The sequence below is a fragment of the Peterkaempfera podocarpi genome (assembly GCF_042466665.1).
Classification (GTDB): Bacteria; Actinomycetota; Actinomycetes; order Streptomycetales; family Streptomycetaceae; genus Peterkaempfera; species Peterkaempfera podocarpi.
In genome coordinates, this window is record NZ_CP162102.1 from 6,833,497 (window position 1) to 6,848,680 (window position 15,184).

Genomic DNA, 15,184 nt, shown 5'->3' on the forward strand with positions numbered 1-15,184 from the left:
ACCATGTCAGGATCGGTTGCGCACCGTGCCGGAGCGGTGCTAGCAATTGTTGACAGTCGGCAATTGCTGTACGGGCCACCGCCATAGGACCGCCTTCCATGCAGCTCACCTTCCTCGGAACCACCTCCTCCGACGGCAACTGCCCCACCCTGTACGTCACCGACCGCGGCACCCTGGTGGTCCAGGGCTACCGGATCACCGACCCCGGGGCGGTCGCCCAGCTGCAGGACCTGCTCCCGGGAGAGACAGCGGTGGAGATCCCCAGTGAGCTGCTGCACTTCGCGCCGGCCGGTGAAGCAGACGACAGGCCGGAGCCGTAACCTCCCGGCCGGGGGTGGCCGCCCGGACGTCAGGAGCATGGCCGTGTCGGACTTCCAGCGAGAGCGCGAGGCGCTCGGCGCCTGGCTGCACCAGCTCCGCCGGGACGCAGGTCTCAACGGCAAGCAACTGGCCGGCGTCCTGGGCTGGGCCCCGTCCAAGGTCTCCCGGATCGAGCACGGCAGGCAGACCCCGACCGAGGCCGACATCGCCGCCTGGGCGGCGGCGGTCGGCGTTCCCACGGCGGCTGCCGACCTCGCCGCCCGGCTGCACGCGCTGGACAGCCACTATGTCTCCTGGCGCCGCTCACTGCGGGCCGGCCATGCGCCCCGCCAGCGGGTCGCCATGGAGCTGGACGGCGGCACCCGGCTGCTGCGGGCCTTCGAACCGGGCCTGGTCCCGGGGTTGCTGCAGACCGCCGAGTACGCACGGCACGTCTTCGCCCGGCTGACCGCGCTGCGCGGTACACCCGACGACGGGGGTGCGGCGGTGCGCGCCCGGATGGAGCGGCAGCGGGTGCTGTACGAACCGGGCAGGGAGTTCCACTTCGTACTCACCACCGCGGCGCTGCGCACCCGGATCTGCCCGCCGGAGGTCCACCGGGGCCAGCTGGACCGGTTGCTGGCGGTCGGCTCGCTCGGCAATCTGCGGCTCGGCGTCATCCCGGACACCGCGCCTCTGACACTGATGCCACTCCACCCCTTCTGGATCTTCGACGACCGGCTGGTGCAGATCGAGACCTGGAGCGCCGAGCTCAATCTCACCGACCCCGGTGAGGTGGCGCTCTATGAACAGGTCTTCACACGCCACGCCGATGCGGCCGCATACGGCCCGGCGGCGCGCCGGATCCTGGCCGCGGTGATGGCCGAGCTGCCCACGGGGCCCGTGCTGCCGCAGCAGTCGGCACGTCTGTCCGAGCAGACAGGTGCCGATGCAACATCGGCACCACAGGATTCGCAATAGCGCGCAATCGTCCCCTCGGTTGCGGCGGGCCGCGCCTAGGCTCGGGGCATGGCGGGACGGACACCGGGAGTGGACATCGCAGTCGGCTGGCTGCTGCGTGCGGAGCCCGCACCGGGCACGGCACTCGCCGGATGGGACGCCAACCCGGACGGCGCCGCCGAACTCGCCGCCGGCCTGGCCTGGGACGTGGTGCATGCACCGACCGCGCTCGGTCTGGAGGCGCTCGACATGCTGCGCTACGGCGGAGTCGTCGGCCCGGCCCTGGTCTGCGTGCCCGAGGCGGTGGTGAGTGTGCTGGTACCGGTCGGCTCGGCGGAGCGCTGGCCCGGCCTCGGTCCGCAGGCGACCGGTGTGCATGCGACCGGCCTGGGTGGGGCCCTGCGGGTGCCGCTGCCGAGTCAGACCTACGGTCCGCTGCACTGGCTGATCCCCCCGGACGGCAGCGGTCTGCTGACCGATCCCCGGCGGCTGCACTCGGCGCTGCGCAAGGCCCGGGTGACCACGGTGCGGTCGTTCGGCTGAGCCGGTTCCGCCGATGCGGCCCCGGAGCGGTCGTGCCGCTCCCACCGCTCCGGGGCGGGCGGATCAGGACCGGGTGCGCTGCCCGCTGGTCCCCTCCGGACGGGGGCGGTCGTCCCGGGCGCGAACCCTTCCGGCCGGACAGAGCCCGGGGAGAGGTCACGAGGATGCCCTGTCCCTGCAGGTCGCAGGGGTCAGCGACGGGCGCCTCCGGGCCTCGGGCCCGCTCGACCGCACGCTTCGGCAACCTGCGGCTCCACGGGCGCCCCGGGCCGCCGCGCCGGTGCATCCGGCGTGGCGGCCACCCGGTCTATGCCGCGTGGTAGGGGGTGAGCAGCAGCCGGATCACATCCTCCAGACGCCGTCGGGCGTCGCGCAGGGTGGTGCGGCCGGTGACCCAGGCGGTGAGCTCGCCCTGCCAGACATTGCCGACGATGTGCTGGACCACGTCCCGTACCGACGGCGGAACGTCCGGCATCACCGCGAGCAGCGCCTCCCGGTCGGCGCGGGCCATGGTGTGCAGGGCCTCGCTGGCGAAGGGGTCGGTGGAGGCGGCGACCGACACCAGCAGATGGGCGAGCTGCGGCTGCCGCTGGTAGGCGCGCATGCCGCGGTTCACATAGCGGACCACGCGGTCGACCGCGGCTGCCGGGGCGCGGGGTCCGCGCAGTTCGGCCACGATGTCGGCGAGCAGCAGCCGGTGCCAGTCGGCGATGGCGGCGGCGAGCAGGTGGTCCCTGGAGGAGAAGTAGCGGTAGGTGGTTCCCAGGGCCACTCCGGAGCGTTCGCTGACCTGCTTCATCTGCAGGCGCTCCACGCCGGTCTCGGCCACCAGGGAGAGGGCTGCCGCGATGAGGTTCCGACGTCGCTCCAACTGGCGGGGGGACATCGCCTCGACCGGTCGCGGCGACAGGTCAACCTTGGACACAGGGCTCATGATACGGAACTCGGTGTGACAGCAGTATGCCGCCTGATCAGGTCCTTTGGCCGGATCGGCGGACCGGGCGGCCCCGGGGGAGGAAATGTGCCCCCTGGCGGCCGCCCCGCTGTCTCAGCCCAGTCCGCGACTGTCCTGCTTGAGGGCGGTGTCCACGGTGAGCGCCGATGCCACGACCATGCTCAGCAGCGGCTCGGGCAGCTGCCGGTGGATCTGCACCACATAGTTGTCGGCGGTGGTGAACATCGTCCGGGCGAGACCCTCGAAGGTCTTGGTGATCCGGGCCACCTCGGTGCCGGTGTGGTCGGTGATGGCGAAGTTCCAGGCCCGCCAGTTCTCCGCCTTGATGGCGCCGATCTGCTGGTCGCCCACCATCAGCCCGAAGTTGATCTTGCCGATGGCGTTCTGCTGGACGATCTCGCCGAGCTGGACGCCGTCCGGCCGGGCCACGATCACCCGCGACTTGACCAGCTTTGCCGGCCGGGTCAGCAGCATCACCGGACGGCCGGCGGCGTCGCGCACCTCCAGCCGGTGGGTCAGGAACTGGTCCCAGCTGGTCATGAAGCGGACGACCTTGCGGGCGGCGCTCTGGCCGATCTCGGCCACCGAGCCGATCGGGGTCCCGTTCTGGTCGAAGACCGAGTACTCCGCGGCCAGCTCGATCAGCTTGGTCTTCTGGTTCACCACCAGCACCGGCTCGGTGAACAGGGTGCCGCCGCCACCGGCGACCGGTCCCACACCGGCCTTCTGCTGCACCTGCTGCCGGATGCGCGCGGCGTCGTGGGGGCTCTCGATCGGGATCTCCCACGCGGAGGAGCTGCTCTGCGGAGCGGCCTGCTGCGGCGGGACGGTGCCGCCACCTGTGCCGGCGTGGGTGTGCTCGGTCCAACGGGAGCCGTCCCACCAGCGCAGTGCGGCGACGCCATGGGGGTCCGGGTACCAGCCAGGGGGAGTGGTTGCGGTCGTCACGCCCTGGAGCGTATCCCGAAGAGCCGACAGCGGGGAACGCACCTCGGGCTGCCGGCCCAGGGGTGCGTTCCCCGCTGTCGGTGCTCTCACGCGAGGTGCACGGAGTCCCCGCTCACCGTGATGTTCTGGGCTGCCAGGGGGGCGGGCGCCGGGCCGTTGGCCACCGAGCCGTCCGCCACATGGAACTTGCTGCCGTGGCAGGGGCAGTTGATCGTTCCCCCGGAGACCGAGCTCACCGGGCAGCCGGCGTGGGTGCAGATCGCCGAGAAGGCCTTGAACTGGCCCTGCTGGGGCTGGGTGACCACGTACTTCTGGTCCACCACCACCCCGCCGCCCACCGGCACCTCCGAGGTCTTCACCAGTGCCTGGCCCCCCGCGGCGCCCGCGGTGCCGCCGCTGCCGCCCGCGGCGGGGGAGGACGGCCGGCCGGCGTCAGCGGCCCCGCCGGCGGCCGGGGCCACGGCGGTGGAGGAGCCGCCGTGGCTGGCACAGCCGGCTGTCAGCGCCGCCGCCAGACCGACACCCGCCAGCACTGCCGTGCGGCGCGGCAGGCCGTTCTGCGGCTGCGCCTGGGCGCAGCCGCAGGCGTGCCCGGAGCCCTCGGCGGCTGCGGTGGCGTCGGCGGTGTTGTGCATCAGGGACATCAGTTACTCCGTGGGGAACAGAAGGCCGCCGGCCGGATCTGCCGGCGGACTCGGACGTCTGCCCCGCCGGGCCGGAACCCGGGTGCGCGCACCTGGCGGTCCATCGCTCGAGCTCCCTCCGGCGGGCCTGGACACGGCCCGGTGACCGGGGCGTCCGCGGTGTCTACAGGGTTCTATACGGAGCCGGGGACGGCGGTGTTCAACACCCGGGAGGGAAATCTCATCCCTCGGGCGGCGTGCGGCGCTCCCGCACCAGCGCCTCCTGCACCGCCGAGGCCACCAGGGTGCCGCGGGTGTCGTAGAACTCACCGATGGCCAGCCCGCGGCCGTCGGAGGAGGACGGGCTGCGCTGGGCGAACAGCAGCCACTCGTCGGCGCGGAACGGCCGGTGGAACCACATCGCGTGGTCCAGCGACGCCAGCGTCAGCCGGGGCGGCTCCTGACGCCGGAACCGCGGCGACTGGAGGTGCATCGCGGTGGTGGAGGCCAGGGTCAGGTCGGAGAGGTAGGTGAGTGCGCAGACGTGCAGCAGTGCGTCGTCCTCGGGCAGCGGGGTCGCCGACCGCAGCCAGACGAACTGCTGCGGCATGCCGGGCAGTTCGGGCGGCAGGCCCGGGGAGCCGGCCGGTACGAAGCGCATCTGCAGGGTCCGTGCCGCCGCGGACTGCGCATATCCCTCGGGGTCCGACGCGGCCCAGGCGACATAGGGGTCGGGCAGTTCGTCGGGAGGGGTCACCACGGGTGCGCTGCGCTGGCGCTCGGCGCCGGCCTCCGGCTCCTTGAAGGAGGCGGAGAGGGTGAAGATGGCCTCCCCGCGCTGCACGGCCAGGACCCGGCGGGTGGTGTAGGAGCGGCCGTCGCGCACCCGCTCCACCTCGTAGACGATGGGCCGCCGGGGATCGCCGGGCCGGATGAAGTACCCGTGCAGCGAGTGCACCGCCCGGTCCGCCCCGACCGTCCGCCCGGCGGAGGTGAGGGCCTGCGCGGCGACCTGGCCGCCGAACGCCCGCAGCGGGGCCCCGGCATGGCAGCTGCCGCGGAACAGGTTCTTGTCTATCTCGTCGAGGCGCAGCAGCTCCGGGAACGAACCCCCGGCAGCCCCGGTCTCCGCCGACTGCTCGGTCACGTCTGTCACGTCGACATCGTCGCAGAACCGGTCGTGGGTTCGATGTGACCTCTGTTACTGATGAGTAGGCGAGTGGGACCGCAGACCGACTGCAACCTGTTCTCATCGGTGGCGCGCCGGAGGGTTGTCGAGGGTTGTTAGGGTGACGTCCATGGCTCTCCTCGTACTCCCCCCGCCGGCCCGCTAGGCGGGCTGCACCGGACGCTCCGCGTCCCCGCCCCGGTGTGATCGGCGCTGCCGCATCCCAGCCGGGCCGATGGCCGCTGCCCGCCATCCCGGACATGCAGGCAGGCGTCCATCACCTTTCCGGAGACCATCACATGGCGCACACGCGCACCACCCTGCCCGTCGGGCGGGGCCTCCTCTACGCCACCGTCGCCGCCACCGCATGGGGCACCGCCGGGGCCGCGGCCACCGCGCTGCACCACATCAGCGGCCTCGGCCCACTGGCCGTCTCGTTCTGGCGGTTCGCCCTCGGGGCCGTGCTGCTGCTGGCCGCCCGGCCGCTGCTGGGCCTCGGCCGCTGTGCGGTCCGCCGGGTGCTGCAGCCCCGGCACCTCCTGGTCGGACTGTGCATGGCGGTCTTCCAGACCGCCTATCTGGCCGCCGTCGACCTGGCCGGACTGGCCGTCGGAACCGCGGTCACCATGGGCACCGTGCCGGTGCTCACCGCCGTCGGCGCCCGGTTGCTGCTGGGCGAGAGGCTCGGCCGGGCCGGCTCCGGCACCGTGGCCCTGGCCGTCGCCGGGCTGCTGCTGCTCGCCTTCGGCACCTCGGGCGACGGGACCGGCCAGGGCGGCTCCCCGCTGCTCGGCCTGCTTGCCGCACTGGTCTCGGCGGCCGGCTGTGCCTGCGTCAATCTGCTGGGCCAGTACCGGCGCGGCGCCGGAGCCGCGGAACCGTACGACACGGCACTGGCCGGCTTCGTCATCGGGGCGGTACTGCTGCTCCCGGCCTGCTCGGGCGGCGGGCTGCTGCCCGTCGGCGGCCATCTGGAGCGGTCGCTGCTGCTGCTCGGCTATCTGGGCGCGGTGCCCTCGGCGCTCGCGTACGGACTCTTCTTCGCCGCCGCCACGGTGGTGCGGGCGACCACGGTGTCGGTACTGATGATGCTGGAGCCGCTGGCGGCGCTGTTGCTGGCGGTGTCCGCCTTCGGGGAGCGGCTGACCGCGGCGGCTGCGGCCGGCACCGCGCTGCTGCTGGCCGGGGTCGTGGTACTGGCCAGGGCGGAGGGGGCTGGGCCGAGGAGGGGTCAGGAGTGACCGCGGCCGCCTGATCGGCGACCGGCTGGGCGGGAAGCCGAGGCGTGAAGTGTCCGGACACTGACCGTTTCTGATGAGTCCACGACATTTCCACCTGTGCGCTGTCCGACCGACTGTAATGTGTGGCCCCCGGGCTGCCGGGAGTCCCCGACTCCCGGCAGCCCGGGCGGGCCCCGGCAGGGCCGCCACCGGGCACCCGCACCCCGACACACCCCACCCCTGCGAGGTCCAGGCTCCGGTGACCGACCTTCCCCCCGCACCAGCCGACCCGGCAGACCTCTCCGACCAGGCCCTGGCCAGGGCGGTGCGCCGCAACGGACCGGACGACGATCCGGTCCGGGCCGCCGAGGAGCTGATCGCCCGGCACTGGGAGGCGGTCTTCGGCTACGCCCTGGAGTGCACCGCCACCCCCGCCGCCGCAGGGCGGCTGGCGGCGGCGGCCTTCGCCCGGGCCCTGCACCAGGCCCGCTGCGGGACCGGCCCCGGCGCTGCCTGGCGGCCCGAACTGCTGCTCCTGGCCGGGAGGTTGGCCGAGCAGTGGCGTACCGCAGGCCGCGTCGCGGAGCTGGCCGCCGACGCCGGACAGCCGCCCGCCGAGCGGCCACGTCCCCTGGCGCTGCACGCCTTCCGTGCCGTCCCGGAGACCGCTCGGGGCCTGCTCTGGCACTGCGTGGTCCAGCGGGAGCAGCCCGCAGGCACCGCCCTGCTGCTGGGCATCGAGCCCGGCGAGGCACAGGCGCAGCTCACCTGGGCGCGCGAACTGTTCCGGGAACGATGCCTGCGTACCCACACCGGCACCCTCAGGGACGAGCAGTGCCGCCGCTACAGCGGACTGCTGGACGTCGCCACCCGTACCCCCGGCGCCCTGCGCTCCGAGGACCTGCGAAGCCACCTCGCCGCCTGCGAGGACTGCCGCTCGGCCGCCGACCGGCTCTCCGTGCACGGCCCGCAGTGGCCGGCCGCGCTGGTCCGCGACCTGCTGGGGGACCCGGGCGTCCGCTGCTTCACCCCCGGCCGCCCGGCGGAACCCGAGCCGCTGCCCACCCCGGCCCCGGTCCCTGCCGCGGCAGCGGCAGCGGCAGGGGCGGGGGTTCGGCCGCACCATGGCACCGCCAGGGCGCCCCGCCGCCGTCCGGGCCCCGCCGGACGCGGCGGCCGCGGCGGAGTGGCGGCGGTGCTGATCGGCCTCGCCGCCGCCGTGGTGGTCGCCGCCACGCTGCGGGTCACCGGGGCGGGCGCCGACCCGCGCGGTGGCACCGTGAGTGCCACCAGCGGACTCACCGCCACGGGTGCCCCGCCCACCCGGGCCGCCTCCACCGCCCCGGCCGGCACCCTGCTCCCCGAACCCGCCCCCGGGACCTTCCGCACCGAACTGCGCAACGCCGCCACCGGCGGCTGCCTGGACGTCCGCGGCGGCTCCGCCCAGGCCGGCGCTGATGTGGTCGTCGTCCGCTGCAACGGCTCGGCGACCCAGCAGTGGGCCTACGGTGCCGACGCGCTGCTGCGCAACCTGGGCGACCCGCGGCTCTGCCTGGACTCGCGAGGGGACCCGTCGCTGGGAGCCGGACTGGGCCCCTGCCCCGTCGCGGGGGAGGACGGCCGGCTGCGCTACGAACTGACCGTGCAGGGCCTGCTGGTGCCGCGGATCGCCCCCACCCTCGCCCTGACCCCGCTCACCCGGGCCGACGGATCCGGGGCGGTGCTCAAGGTGCGTACCGGCGCCGCGGAGCAGCGCTGGCTGGCGCGCCCGGGCACCGCGGTGGCGGACGCCCCGGCGAGGGCGGCCGCAGACGGACGGGTGCGGCCGTCGCAGCGCTGACGCCGTACGGACGAGGCCCGGCGCCCGGCGGGCCGCCTCGCGCTCAGGCGGGTGCGACGGCCCGGTCACCACGGCGGTGCCCAGCATGACCTTTCTGCGGCCGGCGGCGTCGCCGAGCCGGCCCGCGATCACGACGTCGGCGACTCCCTGCGGCTCCGCCTGGAGCCGGGCGGCCCCACCGGCTCCCCGCCGCCGGGTCGGCGGGGAGGGCCGGGACGCGGCCGGTGCGCGCCTCAGATGTCGCGGAAGATCTCGATCTGGGCGCCGACCGAGTTGAGCCGCTCGGCCAGTTCCTCGTAACCGCGGTTGATGACATAGACGTTGCGCAGCACCGAGGTGCCCTCCGCCGCCATCATCGCCAGCAGCACCACCACCGCGGGCCGCAGCGCGGGCGGGCACATCATCTCCGCCGCGCGCCACCGGGTCGGGCCCTCGACCAGCACCCGGTGCGGGTCCAGCAGCTTGACGGCGGCGCCGAGCCGGGTCAGCTCGGTGAGGTAGATGGCCCGGTTGTCGTAGACCCAGTCGTGGATCAGCGTCGAGCCCTGGGCCGAGGCCGCGATGGCGGCGAAGAACGGCACATTGTCGATGTTGAGCCCGGGGAAGGGCATCGGGTGGATCTTGTCGATGGGGGAGCGCAGTTTCGACGGGCGCACCGTCAGATCCATCAGCCGGGTACGGCCGTTGTCGGCGGTGTACTCGTGGCCCCGCTCGTGGTCCAGGCCCATCTCCTCCAGCACCGCCAGCTCGATCTCCAGGAACTCGATCGGCACCCGGCGGATCGTCAGCTCGGAGGAGGTCACCACCGCGGCGGCCAGCAGGCTCATCGCCTCCACCGGGTCCTCGGACGGCCAGTAGTCGACATCCCGGTCGATCTGCGGCATTCCGTGCACGGTGAGGGTGGTGGAGCCGATGCCCTCCACCTTGACGCCCAGTTCCTCCAGGAAGAAGCAGAGGTCCTGCACCATGTAGTTGGAGCTGGCATTGCGGATCACCGTCACACCGTCGTGGCGGGCCGCCGCCAGCAGGGCGTTCTCGGTCACGGTGTCGCCGCGCTCGGTCAGCACGATGGGGCGCTGCGGGGCCACGCTACGGTCGACCTCGGCGTGGTAGATGCCGCCGGTCGCGGTGATCTCCAGGCCGAAGTGGCGCAGCGCGCTGACATGCGGCTGCACGGTGCGGGTGCCCAGGTCGCAGCCGCCCGCGTACGGGATGCGGAAGCGGTCGGCGCGGTGCATCAGCGGGCCCAGGAACATGATCACGCTGCGGGTGCGGCGGGCGGCATCGGTGTCCATCTCGGCCAGCCGCAGCTGCTCCGGGGGGTCGATCTCCAGGTCCCGGCCGCCGTTGATCCAGCGGGTGCGGACCCCGATGCTGGCCAGCACCTCCAGGATCCGGTAGACCTCCTCGATCCGGGCCACCCGGCGCAGGGTGGTCCGGCCCGAGTTGAGCAGTGCGGCGCACAGCAGGGCGACACAGGCGTTCTTGCTGGTCTTGACGTCGATGCTGCCGGAGAGGCGGCGGCCGCCCACCACCCGCAGATGCATCGGGCCCGCGTATCCCAGGGAGACGATCTCGCTGTCCAGGGCCTCACCGATGCGGGCGATCATCTCAAGGCTGATGTTCTGGCCGCCGCGTTCGATGCGGTTGACCGCACTCTGACTGGTGGCCAGGGCCTCCGCCAGTTGCATTTGCGTCCAGCCCCGGTGCTTGCGAGCGTCCCGGATGAGCCTGCCGATGCGAGCGAGGTAGTCATCTGTCACACGAGAACCGTATCTCACATCTGAGATGGGGACGCGGCGGGCTTGCTGCCCGCGCCGGGGTGGCGAAACAGGGGTGGCGCTTCGCCGGGACCCCTGGCACACGCCGTGGGCAGGATGCGAGGCTCGGTGGTGGCCGCGCTTCCCCCGAACGTGGTCGACGCGGTCCCGGCACAAGGGAATTCAGGCCTCCCGCCGCCGGGACCGCGTCCGGGCGGCACCGCGGGCCGACGGGCTGTCAGTGGGGCCGCCTATGTTCCTGTCCATGACGCAAGCCGTACAGGCGTACGCCTATCTCCGCCCGTCCGCTGTCCGCAGCGACCCCGGGGGGAGCAGCCTGGCCCTGGAGACCTCCGGCGGGGCCACCCCCGCGGGCCTCGCCGCCCACCCGCGCTTCTTCGACGGCTTCCTCACCCATCCCGAGGCCGCCGCCGCGGCCCTGCTCGCGGTGGCCGACGTCGCGGCCGCCCGCTACTACCAGCGGCTGCTGCCGTCCTCCCTGGATCCGGTGGTCACCGGCAACGGCGACCGGCTGCGGTTCGAGTCCTTCTCCGGCTGCTGCGGTGTCTACGCACGGCTCGATGTGCTCTCCGCGGGTCTGGACGGAGACGGCATCGGCCACGGCACCACCAATGTGGACGTCAACAACCCGCTGCGCGAGGCGCTCGCCCGCATCGGGTCCGCCGACCCGCTCCACCTCAGGGTCGGTCCGGACGACCTCACCGTCACCACCTTCGACGGGCCGGTGGTGGAGAAGAAGGTGCCGCTGCCCGACCGCTGGCTGCGCGGTTTCGCCGAGACCCAGGTCATCGCTGCCGGCTTCGACCTGCGGGCCGAGATCCCCGCCGCCGAGGCCGTGCGCTTCCTGCGTGCGCTGCCCCGCGGCGGCGGTCGCGGCGCCTCCGGCGGCGCGCAGTGGGTGCTGCCCGCCGGGCGTACGCTCCGGCCGACCACCCGGCCGGTGCCCGGTGCGGTCTGCCTGCCGGGACCCGAGCGGCTGGTCGCCCTGCAGCGGGTGCTGCGCCATGCGGTGGCACTGCGGGTGTACGGGCCCCCGGTGACCGCCTCCGGCGCACCTGCGGCCTCCGCCTGGGAGGTCGAACTGCCCGGTATGCGACTGACCCTCACCCTCTCCCCCGACGCCTCACGCGGCTTCTCCGGGGAGGGGGCGGTCCTGGACGCCCTGGCGACCGGCGAAGCGGCCGAGGACGCCGAGCTGGTCTCCGCGCTGCTCGCCTGGGAGCCCAGGGTCGAGGTGGCGGACCTCGCCGCACAGTGCGGACTGACCCCCGAGCGGGTGCGGGCCGCGCTCACCCGCCTGGGTACGGCGGGCCGGATCGGCTACGACACCGCCGAGGCCGCCCACTTCCACCGAGAACTCCCCTATGACGCCGGCCGGGCCGAGCGCCACAACCCCCGGCTGCGTGCAGCGCGGGCCCTGCTGGCCGCGGGTGCCGTGCGGCTCGACGATGCCACCCTGGCCACCGTCACCGTGGACGACCATCACCACCGGGTCCGCTCCGCCGACGGGCGGCTCAGCTGCACCTGCCTCTGGTGGGCCAAGTACCGGGGCGGACGCGGTCCCTGCAAACACGCCCTCGCCGTCCGCATCCTGCGCCGCACCGCTGCCTGACCGGCACCGCTGCCTGACCGGCACCGTCCCACCATGGGCCCGGCGGCCCCGGGCCCGCCGCAGCCGGTGGCGCACCCGGGCGGCGCGGGCGCCGGAAGAGGGGCCGTGCTGCGCGTGTGCACGCACCTCCGCCGAGGTGAGTTGCGCTGACCGAGGCGCGCCGCTTCCCGGCCCCACCGCCGCCCGGGTGCCCGCCAAGGCGAACGCCGACGCCACCGCTCCGCCGTGCCGGCACCGACCGGGCGCCGCGGCCCCGCCCTTCCCCGTCATCGACCGTCATCGACCGACCGCTCCCGACGAGCAGCAAGGCAGGCTCCCATGTCCACCACCGACGCCGCCGCGCAGACCGCCCCCGCCCCCGCCTCCTCACCCGCCTCCCGCAGTGAGCACCCCGCCGGCGGGCTGCGCTCCCGGATGGCCGGGGCCCTGGCCAGGATGGTTCCGCGTGGCACCGCAACGGCTCCGGAGGATGCCGGACCGGTGGGCACCCCTGGGATGCGTCTGGTGGCCGCTGTCCGGGAGGGTCGGGCCGATGAAGTGCTGGACGTGCTGCCAGAGCTGGATCCGGCCGCCCGCCGCGCCTGCCTGCCGCGGCTCAAGGAGATCCGCAAGGAGCTCCGGGGCGAGTGGAGCGACGACGCCCGGCGGCAGAGGGTGGCGCTGCTGCTGGCCGGCATGGGCTGCAACACCGGGGCCGTGGCGGCAGCCCAGTGGATCGGCAGCGCTGTCCGGGACGGCCTTGCGGAGTCCGACTTCACCGCGATCGTCAGGGTCTTCGCCGCGTACGACCCGGCATGGCAGCAGACAGTGGCCCAGCGGCTCGCCGGCCGCCGTGAGTCCGCGTGGGGCTGGGGTGAGTATCCGCTGGTGGAGTATCTGCTGCGGATCACCGGCAGCCCCGTTCCGACCTCCGATCCGTGGGTGGCGCGCTGGGCCCAGGACCGTACCTGGAAGCGTCTTCGACCCGATCTGACCGGGGAGACCTGGCAGATCGCCCTGCCGTCCGGTGCCACGCTGCTGGAGCGGTTGCGGGCGGACAGTTGGCTGCCCGTCCTGGCACCCCGGCTCTTCGAGACGGCAGACATCGGCTCCGTCCTCGATTCACCGTGGCGGCGCGACCATGCCGACGACACCTGGCCGGGGGCCCTGGCGCGGCTCGCCGAGGAGGGCGTGCTGGACCGGGTGGATCTTGTCGACCGCTGCCTCGCCCGACTGCTGCGCGGCGGACGCCCGGGGGAGATGCGCAGTTTCCTGAATGTGCTGGAGGCGCTCGCGCCCACCCCGGAGGAGCAGGCGGACCGTGTGCCGACCTATCTGCGGCTGCTCCCCGACGCCCACTCCACGGTCGCCGGACATGCCCAGCAGGTCCTGGTCGCGCTGGACGACGCGGGCCGGATCGACGCCGAGCAGTTGGCCGAGGCCTCCCGGGCGGTGCTCTTTCGCAGTGAGAAGAAGCTGGTCCGCGCCCAGCTCTCCTGGCTGGACCGGGCCGCCCGCCGCGACCCCGGCCAGGCGGCAGCGGTGGTGCTCGCGGCCGCCGATGCGCTCGGCCACGAGGACACCGCGATCCAGGAGCGCGCCCTCAATCTGATAGCGCGTCATATCCGGGGCGCAGGCGAGGGAGTGCTGCCCGAGCTGCGTGCCGCCGCCGAGGGCCTCGACCACCGGCACCAGGCCCGCGCCGCCGAGCTCTTCGGCTTCACGCCGGTCGGGCCGCCCGCCGACGAGCCCGGCGAGCTGCTGCCGCCCGTCCCCGTGCCGCAGCCGCTGGCGCCCCCGCTCGCAACCCCCGAGGAGGTCGCCGAGGAGGTCGCCGCGATCCTGGCCACCCGCGCCGACCTGGCCGCTCGCGCCGACATGCCGGCCTTCGAACGGGCACTGGACGGCCTGGTCCGTCATGCACACCGCGACCGGCCCGCGCTGGCCGCCGCGCTGGAACCCGTGGTGGTCGACCGCGACTGGCACGACCGCGGCCACTGGTGGTCCTGCAACCCGTCGGACATCGTCTTTGTGGCCATGGCGGTCCTCGACCGGATCCCCGTCTCCCACATCCGCCACGCCCACCTCGGCAGGGCCTCGGTGTTCGGCGCCCGCCACACCGCCTTCGGTGCCGTCATGGCCGCCCGCCTCATCGAGGCGGCATGGCAGATCGTCGATACACCGCCCCCGGGCCTGCTGGCCACGCCCACCGTCGCCACCGGCGCGCTGGACCCCGCATCGCTGGTCGGCCGCCTCCGGGCCTACGAGGACGCCGGAGCCACCCCCGGCGAGGTCGACTTCTCCCAGGCGCTGCTGCGGCTGACCCCGCCGGCCCGGCCCGGGACGGCCGACGCCGCCGAAGCCCTCGGATCCGCCCACGGCCGACGCCTGGCCCACTGGCTGCGCAGCGGCGGACCCGCCCATCCCAGGGTGACCCGCGCGCCCCGCCCGGAGAGCGGGCAGAGCGCCTGGGAGCTGCGGCTGTCGGCCCGCCGCATCCTGCTGGAGGCATCCGAGGCCGCGGCCCCGGGTCCGCTCGCCCCGCCGCTCGCGGCGCTGCTGCGGCCCACCGGCCCGTTGGGCGGCCAAGGGGGCATCGACCAGTGGTCGCAGGACACCACGGCCCACTGGAGCGCTGTCCTCCCGCACCACCGGGAGATCGTCGCCGTCCGCTGCCAGCGCCGCTTCGCGGCCGCCGCGGACCAGGACGAGCGGGGCGCGGCCGGCCTGCTGCCCCGGCTCGCCGAGGCGGACGGTACGGCCGGTGAGGCGCTGCACCTCGGTGTCGCCTACGGGCTGGGAGCCCGCTTCCCCGAGGACCGTGCCGCAGCGATCGACGCCCTGCTGGTGCTGGCGGCACGCGGCGACCTCGACGGCGCACTGCTCGGCGGGCAGCTGGCCGAGCTGGTGTCCCTGGGCGCGGTCAAGACCAACCGGCTGTCGGCCGCGCTCGGTGACGCCGCGCGCACCGGCGCCCAGGGCACCGTCTGGTCGGTGCTGGCCGCGCTGCTGCCCGGGCTGCTCACCGGGGAACCGGTGCGCGGCGCGGCGGATCTGCTGGCCGTCGCGGGGGACTGCGCCCGCCGCAGCCGGGCCCGCGGAGCCCTGTCGCAGGTGTCCGCGGTGGCGGCTCGCGGCGGCTCGTCCCGATTGGTGAAGGAGGCTCGGCTGCTGCGGGACGTCCTCGGTGCCGACTGAGAGAACACCGGTCCGCGGCGGGTACGCCCGCGGGGGCTGTTCCGGCCCGAGCCGGAA

At 74.2% G+C, this 15,184-nt stretch carries 12 protein-coding genes; 7 read left to right on the forward strand and 5 right to left on the reverse strand.

Translation table 11 applies throughout. The annotated features are described in order from the left end of the window. Positions 1 to 98 precede the first annotated feature (98 nt). From AB0761_RS30100 to AB0761_RS30110, 3 genes are read left to right on the forward strand one after another with little or no spacing between them, the layout of a single operon-like run. Positions 99 to 320, forward strand: a complete 222-nt coding sequence (locus tag AB0761_RS30100) for a hypothetical protein (RefSeq protein WP_377272291.1) — start codon at positions 99 to 101, stop codon at positions 318 to 320. 43 nt (positions 321 to 363) lie between these two features. Further along, a complete protein-coding gene (locus AB0761_RS30105; protein ID WP_377272292.1) occupies positions 364 to 1,281 on the forward strand; it encodes a helix-turn-helix domain-containing protein in 918 nt (305 codons plus the stop codon). A 48-nt stretch (positions 1,282 to 1,329) separates the two neighbouring features. Beyond that, on the forward strand, positions 1,330 to 1,803 hold the full coding sequence (locus AB0761_RS30110) for a hypothetical protein (protein WP_377272293.1): 474 nt from the start codon (positions 1,330 to 1,332) through the stop codon (positions 1,801 to 1,803). A 307-nt stretch (positions 1,804 to 2,110) separates the two neighbouring features. Here AB0761_RS30110 and AB0761_RS30115 read toward each other — a convergent pair whose 3' ends face one another. The 4 genes from AB0761_RS30115 to AB0761_RS30130 form a co-directional block, all read right to left on the reverse strand. Next, on the reverse strand, positions 2,111 to 2,728 hold the full coding sequence (locus AB0761_RS30115) for a TetR/AcrR family transcriptional regulator (RefSeq protein WP_377272294.1): 618 nt from the start codon (positions 2,726 to 2,728) through the stop codon (positions 2,111 to 2,113). A 123-nt stretch (positions 2,729 to 2,851) separates the two neighbouring features. Next, complete coding sequence (locus tag AB0761_RS30120; protein WP_377272295.1) at positions 2,852 to 3,706, reverse strand: phospholipid scramblase-related protein; 855 nt, start codon at positions 3,704 to 3,706, stop codon at positions 2,852 to 2,854. 86 nt (positions 3,707 to 3,792) lie between these two features. After that, positions 3,793 to 4,350 carry a Rieske (2Fe-2S) protein gene (locus AB0761_RS30125; RefSeq protein ID WP_377272296.1) on the reverse strand — a complete coding sequence of 186 codons (558 nt, stop codon included), beginning with the start codon at positions 4,348 to 4,350 and terminating at the stop codon, positions 3,793 to 3,795. A gap of 220 nt (positions 4,351 to 4,570) precedes the next feature. Then, entirely contained in the window at positions 4,571 to 5,485 is a 915-nt protein-coding gene (locus AB0761_RS30130; protein ID WP_377272297.1) for an acyl-CoA thioesterase, read from the reverse strand. 311 nt (positions 5,486 to 5,796) lie between these two features. Between AB0761_RS30130 and AB0761_RS30135 the strand changes: the two genes are divergently transcribed. Together AB0761_RS30135 and AB0761_RS30140 are read left to right on the forward strand one after the other, a co-directional pair. Beyond that, a complete protein-coding gene (locus AB0761_RS30135; protein ID WP_377272298.1) occupies positions 5,797 to 6,738 on the forward strand; it encodes a DMT family transporter in 942 nt (313 codons plus the stop codon). A 238-nt stretch (positions 6,739 to 6,976) separates the two neighbouring features. Then, the gene (locus AB0761_RS30140) at positions 6,977 to 8,557 is read left to right on the forward strand and encodes a ricin-type beta-trefoil lectin domain protein (RefSeq protein WP_377272299.1); all 1,581 of its coding nucleotides are present in this window, start codon (positions 6,977 to 6,979) and stop codon (positions 8,555 to 8,557) included. 233 nt (positions 8,558 to 8,790) lie between these two features. Here AB0761_RS30140 and AB0761_RS30145 read toward each other — a convergent pair whose 3' ends face one another. Further along, on the reverse strand, positions 8,791 to 10,320 hold the full coding sequence (locus tag AB0761_RS30145; RefSeq protein WP_377272300.1) for a helix-turn-helix domain-containing protein: 1,530 nt from the start codon (positions 10,318 to 10,320) through the stop codon (positions 8,791 to 8,793). Between the two features lie 262 nt (positions 10,321 to 10,582). Here AB0761_RS30145 and AB0761_RS30150 point away from each other — a divergent pair, with 262 nt between their 5' ends. Both AB0761_RS30150 and AB0761_RS30155 read left to right on the forward strand, forming a co-directional pair. Next, entirely contained in the window at positions 10,583 to 11,950 is a 1,368-nt protein-coding gene (locus tag AB0761_RS30150; protein ID WP_377272301.1) for an SWIM zinc finger family protein, read from the forward strand. 318 nt (positions 11,951 to 12,268) lie between these two features. Then, entirely contained in the window at positions 12,269 to 15,127 is a 2,859-nt protein-coding gene (locus AB0761_RS30155) for a DUF6493 family protein (protein WP_377272302.1), read from the forward strand. Positions 15,128 to 15,184 lie beyond the last annotated feature (57 nt).

Bases quoted from the DNA above. Each gene is read 5' to 3' on its own strand.
- AB0761_RS30100 (WP_377272291.1), top strand. From the start codon at position 99: ATGCAGCTCACCTTCCTCGGAACCACCTCCTCCGACGGCAACTGCCCC.
- AB0761_RS30110 (WP_377272293.1), top strand. From the start codon at position 1,330: ATGGCGGGACGGACACCGGGAGTGGACATCGCAGTCGGCTGGCTGCTG.
- AB0761_RS30125 (WP_377272296.1), bottom strand. From the start codon at position 4,350: ATGTCCCTGATGCACAACACCGCCGACGCCACCGCAGCCGCCGAGGGC.
- AB0761_RS30135 (WP_377272298.1), top strand. From the start codon at position 5,797: ATGGCGCACACGCGCACCACCCTGCCCGTCGGGCGGGGCCTCCTCTAC.
- AB0761_RS30150 (WP_377272301.1), top strand. From the start codon at position 10,583: ATGACGCAAGCCGTACAGGCGTACGCCTATCTCCGCCCGTCCGCTGTC.
- AB0761_RS30155 (WP_377272302.1), top strand. From the start codon at position 12,269: ATGTCCACCACCGACGCCGCCGCGCAGACCGCCCCCGCCCCCGCCTCC.